The sequence below is a fragment of the Mesorhizobium sp. M0800 genome (genome assembly GCF_040320095.1).
GTDB lineage: Bacteria > Pseudomonadota > Alphaproteobacteria > Rhizobiales > Rhizobiaceae > Mesorhizobium.
This window is the reverse complement of record NZ_JAMYOZ010000001.1, coordinates 268,671-282,475: the sequence shown is the minus strand read 5'-3', so window position 1 is coordinate 282,475 and position 13,805 is coordinate 268,671. Positions and strand designations below refer to the sequence as shown.

General features: G+C 62.7%; 10 protein-coding genes and 1 pseudogene. 7 read left to right on the top strand and 4 right to left on the bottom strand.

The window, feature by feature from the left end; all coding sequences use genetic code 11:
- Positions 1–3: 3 nt before the first annotated feature.
- On the bottom strand, positions 4–381 hold the full coding sequence (locus NKI18_RS01340) for a VOC family protein (protein WP_352614503.1): 378 nt from the start codon (positions 379–381) through the stop codon (positions 4–6).
- Between the two features lie 194 nt (positions 382–575).
- Here NKI18_RS01340 and NKI18_RS01335 point away from each other — a divergent pair, with 194 nt between their 5' ends.
- From NKI18_RS01335 to chrA, 4 genes are all read left to right on the top strand, one after another.
- Positions 576–1,760, top strand: a complete 1,185-nt coding sequence (locus tag NKI18_RS01335) for an Mrp/NBP35 family ATP-binding protein (RefSeq protein WP_352614505.1) — start codon at positions 576–578, stop codon at positions 1,758–1,760.
- 239 nt (positions 1,761–1,999) lie between these two features.
- The gene (locus NKI18_RS01330; protein ID WP_352614507.1) at positions 2,000–3,805 is read left to right on the top strand and encodes an IlvD/Edd family dehydratase; all 1,806 of its coding nucleotides are present in this window, start codon (positions 2,000–2,002) and stop codon (positions 3,803–3,805) included.
- A gap of 319 nt (positions 3,806–4,124) precedes the next feature.
- On the top strand, positions 4,125–4,964 hold the full coding sequence (locus tag NKI18_RS01325) for a chromate resistance protein ChrB domain-containing protein (RefSeq protein WP_352591232.1): 840 nt from the start codon (positions 4,125–4,127) through the stop codon (positions 4,962–4,964).
- Positions 4,961–6,349 carry a chromate efflux transporter gene (chrA, locus tag NKI18_RS01320; protein WP_352614509.1) on the top strand — a complete coding sequence of 463 codons (1,389 nt, stop codon included), beginning with the start codon at positions 4,961–4,963 and terminating at the stop codon, positions 6,347–6,349. The genes NKI18_RS01325 and chrA overlap by 4 nt, the downstream gene beginning before the upstream one ends.
- A 3-nt stretch (positions 6,350–6,352) precedes the next feature.
- Here the strand turns inward: chrA and NKI18_RS01315 are convergent, their stop codons facing one another.
- Positions 6,353–7,942 carry a trimethylamine methyltransferase family protein gene (locus NKI18_RS01315; protein WP_352614511.1) on the bottom strand — a complete coding sequence of 530 codons (1,590 nt, stop codon included), beginning with the start codon at positions 7,940–7,942 and terminating at the stop codon, positions 6,353–6,355.
- Between the two features lie 194 nt (positions 7,943–8,136).
- Positions 8,137–9,630: a MocR-like pyridoxine biosynthesis transcription factor PdxR gene (gene pdxR, locus NKI18_RS01310; protein ID WP_023676815.1), complete on the bottom strand. Its 1,494-nt coding sequence runs from the start codon at positions 9,628–9,630 to the stop codon at positions 8,137–8,139.
- A gap of 255 nt (positions 9,631–9,885) precedes the next feature.
- On the opposite strand from pdxR, the gene pgi reads away from it, so the two are divergent.
- Both pgi and NKI18_RS01300 read left to right on the top strand, forming a co-directional pair.
- The gene (gene pgi / locus NKI18_RS01305; RefSeq protein WP_352614513.1) at positions 9,886–11,529 is read left to right on the top strand and encodes a glucose-6-phosphate isomerase; all 1,644 of its coding nucleotides are present in this window, start codon (positions 9,886–9,888) and stop codon (positions 11,527–11,529) included.
- A gap of 5 nt (positions 11,530–11,534) precedes the next feature.
- Complete coding sequence (locus NKI18_RS01300; RefSeq protein WP_352614515.1) at positions 11,535–12,257, top strand: HAD family hydrolase; 723 nt, start codon at positions 11,535–11,537, stop codon at positions 12,255–12,257.
- A gap of 43 nt (positions 12,258–12,300) precedes the next feature.
- On the opposite strand, the gene NKI18_RS01295 is transcribed toward NKI18_RS01300, so the two are convergent.
- Positions 12,301–13,308, bottom strand: coding sequence for a hypothetical protein (locus NKI18_RS01295; RefSeq protein ID WP_352614517.1), 1,008 nt, complete (start codon positions 13,306–13,308; stop codon positions 12,301–12,303).
- Between the two features lie 253 nt (positions 13,309–13,561).
- Between NKI18_RS01295 and NKI18_RS01290 the strand changes: the two are divergent.
- Positions 13,562–13,774, top strand: a pseudogene (locus NKI18_RS01290) (HAD family hydrolase); the annotation flags it as partial.
- Positions 13,775–13,805 lie beyond the last annotated feature (31 nt).

Genomic DNA, 13,805 nt, shown 5'->3' with positions numbered 1-13,805 from the left:
TATCTAGCTATCCACAAGGTTCAGGATGTTGCCGTCCGGATCCTTGAACCATGCGACCTTCATGCCCTGACCGACATGAACGTCACCCTCCAGCGTCAGCCCGGGCATGTCGTAATGCTCGAAGGTCACGCCCTTCGATTTCAATGCCTCAACGATCTTGCCGAGTTCGTCGCCGACCGTCCATGTCACAGCCGTCGCCTTGTTGGTCCCAGCGAAGTTCGAACGGTAGACGTTGATGCTGGTGTCGCCGCTTTTATAGACGATCAGTTCGCCACCTTCATTGTGCACCTCTTTCAGGCCAAGGACCCCTTCGTAGAATGCCCTGGCCTTGGCCAGGTCCTTCACGGCGAGATTGGCCGTCGCGTTGCTGTTTGCGAGCATGATTCGTCTCCTTCCCTGGCTGTCATTCCATGCTCATGAAATAGGCTGCGTTGACGATTTGGCGACGGCTGCTCCCACTGGAAATGCCGTCATACGCTCGCTGCCTCCCCGACACGCCGCTGCAATTGGTGGTCCATCGCTTGGTTCTGTTCCGGAACTGCATTATCTGGAGCGGAAAAGTAGAGGAAAAACTCATGCCCGCCGCCAATGAAAACGTGACCAAGGAAATCGTTATCGAGCGCCTGAAGACGGTCAATGGGCCGGATTTCACCGGCAATATCGTCGACCTCGGCCTGGTTTCCGAGATTTTCATTGCCGATGCCAAGGTGTTCTTTTCGATCACCGTTCCCGCTGCCCGTGCCCAGGAGATGGAACCGCTGCGTGCGGCGGCCGAACGTGTCGTCAAGGCGATCCCCGGTGTTGCCGGCGCCGTGGTCGCGCTGACGGCGGAAAAGAAGGGCGGTGGCATGGAGGCGCCGGTTCCGCAAAGACCGGCTCAGAGGCCCGCTCCGCCGGCCGCACCTGCGCGTCCCGCGCCGCAGGCGCCCGCCTCGCACAGCCAGGGTAAGCGCGGCGTACCCGGCATCGGAGCGATCATCGCCGTCGCTTCCGGCAAGGGCGGCGTCGGCAAGTCGACCACCGCCGTCAATATCGCCCTTGGGCTTGCCGCCAACGGGCTGCGGGTCGGGGTGCTCGATGCCGACATTTATGGCCCTTCCATGCCGCGTCTGCTCAACATTCGTGGCAGGCCGCAGACCGTCGACGGCAAGATCCTGAAGCCGATGCAGAATTATGGCCTCAAGGTCATGTCGATGGGCTTCCTCGTCGATGAGGAGACGCCGATGATCTGGCGCGGGCCGATGGTGATGTCGGCATTGACGCAGATGCTGCGCGAGGTCGAATGGGGACCGCTTGATGTGCTCGTCGTCGACATGCCGCCCGGCACCGGCGACGCCCAGCTGACCATGGCCCAACAGGTGCCGCTGGCCGGCGCCGTCATCGTCTCGACGCCACAGGACCTGGCCCTGATCGATGCGCGCAAAGGCCTCAACATGTTCAGAAAGGTCGACGTGCCGCTATTGGGTATCGTCGAAAACATGAGCTATTTTCTCGCCCCCGATACGGGAAAACGCTACGACATCTTCGGTCATGGCGGCGCCCGCCGCGAGGCCGAGCGTCTCGGCGTCACCTTCCTTGGCGAAGTGCCGCTCGAGATGGGCATCCGCGAAAGCTCCGATGCCGGCACGCCAGTGGTGGTCTCCAAGCCGGATGGCGCTGAGGCGAAAATCTATCGCGACATCGCCGCCAAGGTCTGGGACCGCGTCAATGAAGAGCGCGGCGCGGCCGAGGCTGCAGTGCCGAGCATCGTGTTCGAGTGATGCGGATGTCCCTCCCCCAAGTGGGCCCCTTGAGGGGGAGGGTGGCCGGAAGGGTCAGGTAGGGTCCGCGGCGACGCGCTCCAACTTTTCCGGGATAGCGGGCTGACAAACCACGATCCCGTCTAGCGCGGAGGCAAGTGTATGTCTTTCGTACCAAAGAGCGGATTCGGATGGCGCGTCCCCCTTGCCTGCTCCCGCGCGTTGTCATATCGATTTGTCATACAAATACGGAGACCACAATGGCAGGCGCCCCCACCCACAAGAAAAAATTTCGCTCGCAGGAGTGGTTCGACAATCCCGACAATCCGGGCATGACGGCACTCTATCTGGAACGTTACCTGAATTACGGGCTGACGCGGGCCGAACTGATGTCCGGCAAGCCGCTGATCGGCATCGCCCAGACCGGCTCGGACCTGTCGCCCTGCAACCGCCATCACATCGAACTGGCCAAGCGCGTGCGCGAAGGCATCGTCTCGATGGGTGGCATCCCTTTCGAGTTCCCTTGCCACCCGATCCAGGAGACCGGCAAGCGGCCGACTGCTGCACTTGACCGCAACCTTGCCTATCTCAGCCTGGTAGAGGTGCTCTACGGCTATCCGCTCGACGGCGTGGTGCTCACCATCGGCTGCGACAAGACGACGCCGGCCATGCTGATGGCCGCGGCCACCGTCAACATTCCGGCTATCGCGCTTTCGGTCGGCCCGATGCTCAACGGCTGGCACAAGGGCAAGCGCACCGGCTCCGGCACCATCGTCTGGGAATCGCGCCAGCGCCTGTCGGCCGGCGAGATTGGCTATGACGAGTTCATGGATATCGTTGCCTCCTCGGCGCCGTCGACCGGCTATTGCAACACGATGGGTACCGCCACCACGATGAATTCGCTGGCCGAGGCGCTCGGCATGCAATTGCCGGGCTCGGCCGCTATCCCCGCCCCCTATCGCGAGCGCGGCCAGATCGCCTACGAGACCGGAAAGCGCATCGTCGACATGGTGCATGAGGATCTGAAGCCCTCCGACATCATGACCCGTAAGGCCTTCGAGAACGCCATCGTCGTCAACTCGGCGATCGGCGGCTCGACCAATGCGCCGATCCACCTCAACGCCATCGCCCGCCATCTCGGCGTTTCGCTCGACAATGACGATTGGCAGAAGGTCGGCCTCAACATACCGCTCATCGTCAATCTGCAGCCGACGGGCGAATATCTCGGCGAGGACTATCACCATGCCGGCGGCGTGCCGGCCGTGGTCGCCGAACTGATGAAGGGCGGCCTGCTGCCCTATCCGGAAGCCATGACAGCTAACGGCAAGACCATCGGCGACAATTGCAGCGGCGCCGTCAACGAGAACCTCGACGTCATCCGCACGGTTGCCGAGCCGCTGAAAGCCAATGCCGGCTTCATCAATCTCAAGGGCAATCTGTTCGATTCGGCGATCATGAAGACCAGCGGCATCTCGCCCGAATTCCGCGAGCGCTATCTGTCGAACCCGAAGGACCCCGAAGCCTTCGAGGGCAACGCCATGGTCTTCGACGGCCCCGAGGACTATCACGCCCGCATCGACGACCCGGCACAGGGCATCGACGAGCACACCATCCTGTTCATGCGCGGCGCCGGCCCGATCGGCTATCCCGGCGGCGCCGAAGTCGTCAACATGCAGCCGCCTGCCTATCTGATCAAAAAGGGCATCCACGCGCTGGCCTGTATCGGCGACGGTCGCCAGTCGGGCACGTCGGGCTCGCCGTCGATCCTCAACGCCTCGCCGGAAGCCGCCATCGGCGGCGGCCTGGCGCTGCTGAAGACCGGCGACCGCGTCCGCATCGACCTGCGCAAGGGCACCGCCGACATCCTCGTCAGCGACGACGAGATCACGCGGCGCCGCGCCGAGCTGCAAAACAATGGCGGCTATCAGTATCCGAAGCACCAGACGCCCTGGCAGGAAATCCAGCGCGGCATGGTCGACCAGTTTTCCGAAGGCATGGTGCTGAAGCCGGCGGTGAAATACCAGGATGTGGCTCATACAAGCGGCGTGCCGAGGGACAATCACTGACCAGGGTCTGTCGCACGAGCCAGCCGCCGGTGCAGGCAATTTGCCGAGGTCAGCGCCAGGAGGGGTAGGGGGTGGGGGTACATCGTAGAGCGAAAGCCTCGGCTTTCCACCCGCGATAGCCTGCCGTTAATGGGCAGAAATGCCCGGCACAGGGTTGGACGCGGTCATTTGTCAGCAGCGATTGCTCCCGCGAGAACGGCAATGCTTGACAAGCGGGCGTGACAAATCCACGATCATCGCAAGGGGTGCATCGCGACGACCCCGTGAGGCGTCAGCCCAACGTTCGCGTCCAAGCTTCTCTTTCAAGGAGGTGGACGCCATGCCGTCAACAACCGCTATCACTGTATCGCAACTGTCCCGTCTGATTGGGCTGCCGGGTGCACCCGCAATCATCGACGTCCGCATCGATGATGACTACAACGCCGATCCGCGCCTGCTGCCGGGGTCGGATCGTCGTGATTTCAGGAGTGTCTCGAACTGGGCTGCCGACTTCGCCGGCAGGCAAGTGACAGTCGTCTGCCAACAGGGAAAAAAGCTCTCGCAAGGCGTGGCCGCATGGCTACGGCAGGAGGGCGTTGCCGCCGAATCGCTCGATGGCGGGTTTGAAGCGTGGCGCGATGCCAAGGGCCTTCTCGTTCACGCCGACAAGATACCGCCCGCCGATGCCAAGGGCCGCACCGTTTGGGTGACGCGTACGCGCCCGAAGGTCGACCGCATCGCCTGCCCCTGGCTGATCCGGCGCTTCATCGATCCTCACGCGGTCTTTCTCTTCGTCGAGCCGGCCGAAGTGGCGGCAGTCGCCGATCGCTTTCAGGCTATCCCTTTCGACATCGAGAACGTGTTCTGGAGCCACCGCGGCGAACGCTGCACCTTCGACACCATGATCGAGGAGTTCGGGCTCAAATCCGAAGCGCTCGATCGCCTGGCCACGATCATACGCGCTGCCGATACTGCGAGCCTCGATCTTGTTCCACAGGCGGCCGGGTTCCTGGCCGCCTCGCTTGGACTGTCACGGATGTTTCGCGACGATCTGGAGCAGCTCGAGGCCGGCATGCTGCTTTACGATGCGTTTTTCCGCTGGTGCCGCGATGCCACCGAGGAGACGCATAACTGGCCGGTCGCCGGCGCAGTCAGTCTCGGCGCAGGCAAACCATCGTGAGCGCCGTCCTTTCGAAAAAGCCGGCGGAGATCCAGGAGCCCGCTGTGCCGAGCTTCCGGCAGGCCGTGAAGGTCTGGGCGAAAATCGGCGTGCTCAGCTTTGGCGGCCCGGCCGGGCAGATCGCGCTCATGCACAAGGAACTGGTCGAGGAACGGCGCTGGATCGGCGAACAGCGCTTTCTGCATGCGTTGAACTACTGCATGCTGCTCCCTGGCCCCGAGGCCCAGCAACTCGCCATCTATATCGGCTGGTTGCTGCACAAAACGGTCGGCGGCCTTGTTGCCGGCCTCCTCTTCGTCGTGCCGGGCGCGCTTGTCATGCTCGTCTTGAGCAGCCTCTATGCGCTCTATGGCGATGTACCACTCGTCGCGGCGCTGTTTTTCGGGGTCAAGGCGACCGTGCTCGCCATTGTCATCGAGGCGGTGATCCGGATCGGCAGACGCGCGCTGAAAAACCCGGTCATGGTGTCGATCGCACTCGCCGCCTTCATCGCCATCTACGCGTTGAACGTGCCGTTTCCACTGATCGTGCTGCTTGCCGGGCTGGCAGGCTGGATCGGCAACCGTAGTGCGCCGGCAGTTTTTTCCGGCGCCTCGCATGGCAAGGGCGATGTTCCCGACATAAAGGGCGTGGTCGATCTGATGTTCGAGCGCGGTGAACTGACCCACGTCAGGCCGACACGATGGCACGCGCCGCGCACTTTGGCGGTCTGGCTGCCGATCTGGCTGGGGCCTGTTCTGCTGGTCTGGGCTTTCACCGGCCCTGCCAGCGTTTGGACTCAAATCGGTGGCTTCTTCAGTGTCATGGCGGTCGTCACCTTCGGCGGCGCCTACGCAGCCCTTGCCTATGTCGCGCAGGCAGCGGTCGAGTACTTCGGCTGGCTGGCACCCGGTGAAATGGTCGACGGCCTCGGACTTGCCGAAACCACGCCGGGTCCGCTCATCCTGGTCTTGCAGTTCGTCGGCTTCGTTGCCGCGTTCCGCCAGCCGGGCTTGCTGGCGCCGCTGCTTGCCGGACTGTTTGGCGGGCTGTTCACGCTGTGGGCGACGTTTACCCCATGTTTCCTATGGATATTCCTTGGGGCGCCTTACATCGAAGCGCTGCGCGGCAACAAGGCGCTGTCGGCGGCGCTCGGTGCGATCACCGCCGCCGTCGTCGGCGTCATCATGAATCTCGCTCTATGGTTCGGCTTGCACGTCATCTTCGGCGAAGTGCGCAATGTCGGGCTTGGAATGGACGTGCCGGTGCTTTCATCGATAGACTGGCGCGCGGCGCTGCTTTCCTGTGCCTCGATGATCGCCATTCTGAAGCTGAAGATCGGTACGCTGCCGACGCTTGCCGGATCGGCGCTGGCCGGTGTCTTGTTGCTGGCGGCGAGCGGGTAACGCTCAGCCGCCCATTCTGCCGCGCGGCAGCTTGATCATATCGCCGAAGCGGGCGCGCAATTTGTCGTCGACCGGCTTTGGCACATGGCGCGGGAAGCGTTCGGCAAGCACGCGTTTCTTCTCGATGATCGCCCGCTGCAGGATATCGGGCCTGCCTTTCTCATTCCATTCCTTCGGCGAAAAGCGGTCGCCGACGGCCGGATAGAAATATTCGGTCTGCATCAGCCGCAGCGTCTGCTCGTTGCCGAGATAATGGCCCGGGCCCTTCAGGCAGACATCGGCAATCGTGTCGATCGACAGCGACTCGTCCGTCACTTCGATGCCGCGCACGCAGCGCAGGCAGTGGCCGAGCATGTCGTTGTCGATGATCAGGCTCTCAAGGCAAAAGCCGAGCAGCGAGGCGTGCATGCCGGCCGATTCGTAAACCAGGTTGAGGCCGGCAAGACCGGCCATCACGTCGGTTATGCCCTTTTCGTAGCCGGACTGAATATCAGGCAGTTTCGAATCTGTCATGCCGGCGGCCGAACCGCCCGGCAGGTCGTAAAATTGCGCCATCTGCGCGCAAGCCGCGGTCAGCACCGCCTGCTCGGCCGAACCGCCCGACATGGCGCCGGTCCGGAGATCCGAGACAAACGGCCAGGTACCGAAAATCGCCGGATGGCCTGGCTTGATGGCGTTGACGTAGATGAGGCCGACGAGCACTTCGGCGACCGCCTGCACCACGGCGCCGGCAATCGCCGCCGGTGCCGTCGCACCCGCCTGTCCTGCCGACAGCAGCAGGATCGGAATGCCGCCCTCGACGCAGGCTTCGAGAACGCCACAGGCGTCCTCGGCAAACTTCATCGGCGGCACGACGAAGCAGTTCGAATTGGAGACGAAAGGCCGCGCGCGAAAATTCTCTTCGCCGCCCGCGATCGCATAGAGCATGTCGAGCGCCGGCTTGACGTTCTCACGCACGGTAAACGAGGTGCCGACATGCTTCGACGTGCCCATGACGCAGGCGTAGAGCGTGTTGAAATCCATATCGAGCGGGTCGGGAATGTCGCGCGGCACCATCGGCCGCTGGAAGAAATGGATGTTGTCGAGCCCTTCGACCAGGCGCGCGGCATCATAAATGTCCTGCAGCAGCGACTCGCGATACTCACGCTTTTCGACATCGACAAGATGCACCGCAGCACCGGCCGTGCCGTAGTGCACACGCTTGCCCTGGATCACCATGTCGTGCTTCGGATCCTGGCCGTGGAGGGTGAAATGCCGCGCCGCGTTCTTGATGGTGTCGAGCACAAGGCCGCGAGGAAAGCGCAGGCGGCCGTCCTCACTGAAGGTCGCGCCGGCTTTGGTCAGCGCCTCGATGCAGGAGGGGATGGCGTTGGCGAAGCCGACCGTCTCCAGAAGGGTAAGCACGGCCTCGTGGATACGTTCGCAATCGCTGCCGCTGAGCGGGCTGTAGCTTCCGCCTTCGAGGCCGGCACGCACCGGCTTGACGTCGTCGGCAAGCGGTGCCGCCCGCATGGCGCGGCGCGCCTCGCGCCCGCCGGACCGCCGCGAACGCTGGTCTGCGGGCACGTCCTGCTTCTCATGGGCCATTGGCATGAAGGCACTCCAACTTTAGCTGCGGAGCGGGCGCGGCGGTTGGTCCACCATCGGCCTGCTTCGTCCCCTCTATACAGCGACTATGCCGCCGGCATTGGCACAGCCTATGTGCCAGCCGGTCCCGTCGCATATGCCAAGGAGCTAAAGAACCGGAGCCGCACTACATGCGCCAGGCTCCGGTCGGGGAAGGGAGATCAGGCCGCTGCCGGCCTGCGTCCAGCTGCCGTCGCAAGTTCGCGGATGCCGGGTTCGATGTGCTGCAACGCGATCGAGGAAATGCCCAAGCGCATGAAACGCGATGGCTTTTCGGTGCGGTCGAAGAAGCGGTCGCCAGGCTCGATGATGACGCTGCGCGAGGCCGCGGCCTCCGCCAGCCCGCGCGAATCGGTGCCGCGCGGCCCCTCGAGCCAGAGCGACGTGCCGCCGGCCGAATCGGTCGAGCGCCACTCCGGCAGGAAGGCGGAAATCGCATGGACCAGACGCTTGCGCCTCTCGTCGAAGGCGCTCGACAGCCGCCGCACCAGCGCCTCGTGATGGCCGAGCGACAGGAACAATGCGACGGCGCGCTGGTTGTTCGCCGGCGGATGGCGCAGCATGAAGCGGCGTAGCGCCCGAAGCTCGGAGATCAGCCCGGCCGAGGCGACGATGTAGCCGAGCCTGAGGCCGGGAGCCAGCGTCTTCGACATCGAGCCGACATAGACGACGCGGCCGGAGCGATCGAGGCTCTTCAGCGCCTGCTGCGGCGCCTCGTCCAGGAGCTGGCTGTCATATCCGTCCTCGATGATGATCTGGTTGTGCCGGTTGGCGCGCGCCAAAAGCTCCTGCCGCCGCTCTGCCGACAGCGGCACCATGGTCGGGCAATGGTGGCTGGGCGTGACGAAGACGAAGCCGGAATCATTGGGAATGGCCGAGGTTACGATGCCGGAGTGGTCGACCGGAACCGGCTGGATCTCGGCGCCGGCCAGCCGGAAGATCGAACGTGCATCGGGATAGCCCGGGTCCTCCATCGCCACCTTGGAGCCCTTGGTCATCAACAGCGTCGCCAGCATGTAAAGCGCGTTCTGCGCGCCCAACGTCACGATGATCTCGTCCGGATTGGCGAAGATGCCGCGTCGCGGCAGCAGCCGTGCCTGGATCTGCTCGATCAGGAGCGGATCGTCGCGGTCGACCATGTCGGATGCCCAGTTGCGGATTTCGAGCACCGCCAACGCCATGCGGTTGCACTCGCGCCATTCGGCGGTCGGGAACAGCGCCGGGTCGAATTGGCCATAGACGAAGGGGTATGACGACTTGATCCAGTTGTCGTGCTTGGCCGGCGGCGGCATGTCGCTCGCCGCGATCTGCCGACGCGCCTTCCAGTCGATCTCGTTGGCCTGGTCGGGCGCCTTCTGATGCGGCTTGGCCGGCGTCGCCAGCACTTCGGGATTGACGAAATGGCCGCGGCGCTCGCGCGCCACCAGGAAGCCTTGGTCGACCAGCTGCTGGAAGGCCAGCACCACGGTGCCGCGCGCCACGCCGAGTTTTTCGGCAAGAATCCGGCAGGACGGAAGCGGCATGGAAGCCGCGATCTGCCGGTCGAGGATGGCGGCGACGATCGCCTGGCGGATCTGCGCCTGCAGGGTCTGACCGGATTCCGCCGAAATCCGGAACAGGCCGGACCATATGGCCGTGTCGTTTCGCTGTGGCATGGGAGATGTTCCTCGATGGCCAGCTTTTTTCACTTGGCTGGACCAGTCGAATGTACCGGTGGCACAAGGTGTTGCGCCAATCAATTTTTCTGATCGCTGGGATTTATGCCAGTGATCCTTTGAGCCGGCCCACGCTGCGCTGCGGCATCGCTGCGCATTGAAACAGATGGAATTCGACCCGATAGTTTGCCGCGACGACACGCGCCGGAAACATCCGGCCTGATAAGATGCATCTCAAGAGACCGGAGCGAAGCAGTGGATCAATCGTCCTTTCAAAAGCAGCTCGACGCATTGCGCGATCATCGTGCGGCCAAATCGGGCTCGATGCGCGAGGCTTTCGCTGCCGATCCGCAGCGCTTCGAGAAATTCTCCGCCAGTGACGGCGACCTGCTGCTCGACTGGTCGAAATGCGCGGTCGATGCGCGGACTATGGAGTTGCTGGAGAAGCTGGCTGAGGCCGCTGACCTCGAAGGCCGGCGCGACGCGATGTTTGCCGGCAAGAAGATCAACGTCACTGAAGGCCGTGCCGTGCTGCACACGGCGCTGCGCAACCTGACCGGCAAGGGCATCGTGCTCGACGGCCAGGACGTGAAGGCGGAAGTCCTTGCCGTACTCGACGCGATGGGTGCCTTCGCCGACGCGGTGCGTTCCGGCAAGGCGGCCGGCGCGACCGGCAAGAAAATCACCGATATCGTCAACATCGGCATCGGCGGCTCCGATCTCGGCCCGGCCATGGCGACGCTGGCGCTGGCGCCCTATCATGACGGGCCGCGCGCGCATTACGTATCCAATATCGACGGTGCCCATATCCACGACACGCTGAAGGGTCTTTCCGCCGAAACCACCCTGTTCATCATCGCCTCCAAGACCTTCACCACGGTCGAGACGATGACCAATGCCGAAACCGCGCGCAGATGGGTCGAGAAAGCGCTCGGCAAGGAAGCGGTCGGCAAGCATTTCGCCGCCGTCTCGACGGCGCTCGACCTGGTCGCCAAATTCGGCATCGCGCCCGATCGCGTCTTCGGCTTCTGGGACTGGGTCGGCGGCCGCTATTCCGTCTGGGGTGCGATCGGTCTGCCGGTGATGATCGCCATCGGCCCGAAGGATTTTCGCGCCTTTCTCGACGGCGCCCATGAGATGGACGAGCATTTCCGCACCGCGCCGCTGGCGGAGAACCTGCCGGCGCTGATGGGGCTGATTGGCTGGTGGCACCGCGTGATCTGCAAATACCCCGCTCGCGCCGTCATCCCCTACGATCAGCGTCTGTCCAGGCTGCCGGCCTATCTGCAGCAGCTCGACATGGAATCGAACGGTAAGAGCGTCACCCTGGACGGCGGCGCTGTAACGACGCCGACCGGCCCGCTGGTCTGGGGCGAGCCCGGCACCAATGGCCAGCATGCCTTCTTCCAGTTGCTGCATCAGGGCACCGATTTCATTCCGGTCGAATTCCTTGCCGCTGCCGTCGGCCACGAACCGGAGCTGAAGCATCACCACGACCTTCTGCTTGCCAATTGCCTGGCGCAGTCGGAAGCCTTCATGAAGGGCCGCACGCTTGAGGAAGCCCGCGCGCAGATGCTGGCGAAAGGCATGAAGCCCGCCGATGTCGACAGGATTGCTCCGCACCGCGTCTTCTCCGGCGACCGCCCCTCGGTGACGATTCTCTACAGAAAGCTCGACCCGCATACATTCGGACGGCTGATTGCGCTTTACGAACACCGCGTCTTTGTCGAAGGCACGCTGTTCAACATCAACTCCTTCGACCAATGGGGCGTCGAACTCGGCAAGGAACTGGCGACCGGGCTGCTGCCCGTCGTTGAAGGCAAGGAGAACGCCGCAAAGCGGGATGCCTCGACTGCCGGACTGGTGGAATACATTCACCGCTTGCGCGGCCCGGAGTGAAAAGCTTGGCGGACATTAAGGGAATATTGTTCGACAAGGACGGCACGCTCGTAGATTTCAACGCGACATGGCTGGGCATCGCCGACTTCATGGCGATGGATGCGGCCGAAGGCGATCGCTGGAGGGCAGACAGGCTGCTTGCGGCGGCGGGCTTCGACTTCGCCAACAAGCGCTTCAAGCCGGATTCAATTTTTGCCTCCGGCACCAACATGGACGTCGTCGAGCTGTGGTTTCCGCGGCTGTCCGACGAGGACCAGATGCTTGCCGTCGCCCGTTTCAATGCCATCACTTCGGCGCAAGGATCGGCGATGGCCGTGGCGCTGCCGGGTGTGGTCGAGACGCTTGGGCTGCTTCACAGAAAATCCTACCGGCTTGGCGTCGCCACCAACGACTCGACCAGCGGCGCGGAAAAGACCTTGGTCACTCTGGGCGTCGCGCAGCTTTTCGAAGCCGCCTATGGTTACGACGCGGTGGCCAATCCAAAACCGGCGCCGGATACGATCCTTGCCTTTTCGGATCTGACAGGGCTCAGGCCGGCGACGATCGCAATGGTCGGCGACAATCGTCACGATCTGGAGATGGCGCGGGCGGGCGGCTGCGGCCTGGCGATCGGCGTGCTGTCCGGCACCGGCACACGTGAATCGCTGTCGCAGATAGCCGACGTCATTCTGGATTCGGTGGCCGACCTGCCTGATTTTCTTTCGGCGCGAGTGACGGAGACAGCCTGACGGCCGAGGCCATCTCTTCCTTGCATAGGACTTCTTCCGGAGCCTAATCGACCATCACATGGGTACAGTTGATGGTCGTATTCTCGATGGCCGTCAGTTTGGCCAGCAGGTCCAAGCGGATCATCTCGACAGTCCGGCTCGGTAGAACCCCTTCCACTGTCAGCTGAATATCATACCAGTCCTCGACATAGCGCACGGTGACGCCTTCGACGCAGAGGCGATAGACACGATGCTCGTCCGTGATTTCAGGCATCTTCGAGTGAGGCACGTCGGGCGTGTACAATGTTTCGAGCAAGTCTATTCGAGGATTGGGGCCGAGATGGCGAAGATGTTTGGCTCGAAAGCCGTCGCTGTCCTCTGGTCTGCCGCTGGCGCGATCTGAAAGGCGGCGGCGAAGCCAAAAGATATGATTTTGACAGCCATCATCTCGAACGAATGCAAATCGCGGCCAGAGCCGCCTGGTAAGGCGCTCCCAGCGGCCTGTATGGAGGTCCAGGCGCCAATCGTCGATGTTCTCGACCACTCCAGGCCATCGCGGCCCGATCAGGCGCCCGCCGCGAACCAGGAGTGCGCCACCATCTTCCACGAGTTCCGAAGAGTGCTTGTATATCCATGGCGGCGTTTCTCCGGTCGTATCGAAGCGGCCAACACCAAAGTTTGCTATGTCTAAAACGAGCACCTGGGCCTTGTGACCGCGAACATTCGGATAAGATAGGTTGCCTACTATAAATATTCGGTCGTCGACAAGATTTGCCGTATGAAAGTCGGTCGGTGGAAAAACCTCATCCGAGTAGCCCAAAATCTCGGTGCCGCTCCCAGGATGACTCACGATCACATCGTTGTAGATATAGAAATCTGCATCATAGTGATCTTCATACTCGCCGCCGATCCTGACAAGGCGGCCGTCTGGCAGCACCGTTTCAGTGCGCCCGTACCGGCTGAAGCTCCAGCACGGCCCGACATCCTTTGAAGGCGGGCCGTGGAACGCTTTGTTCAGGGAGTAACCGGTGAGACGGTGCTCAATTGCCCATACCCAGACAGGGTTGGTCATAGGTTCCGGATTGCCAGAACCTCGACTGGGCGAACGAAACTGTAAAAACAGGTCTTGGTCTATGTTCGCGGGCGGTATGATCAAGTTCAAGCGGGGCTAGCAAGGCTGCTACATCGAAGGACGAGCCGATACCCCATCGCTGGATCATAGCCTCCATAGAATCGTCTGCAAGGGGTCGAACTCAGTCATTCGAATGATTTGGTTTTGAGCCGATTTCAGCAATCTTTCGGTTCAAAGAAAACACGCCGCTCGGGATCTGGCGGGGCTCAGGCCCGCGGCAATCGCCATGGTCGGCGACAACCGTCACGATCTTGAAATGGCGCGGGCCGGCGGCTGCGGTCTGGCGGTCGGCGTGCTGTCCGGCACCGGCACACGTGAATCGCTGTCCCAGATAGCCGACGTCATTCTGGATTCGGTGGCCGACCTGCCTGATTTTCTTTCGGCACGAGTGACAGAGACGGCCTGACGGCCGAGGCCCGGGGGCAAAACGCAAATCA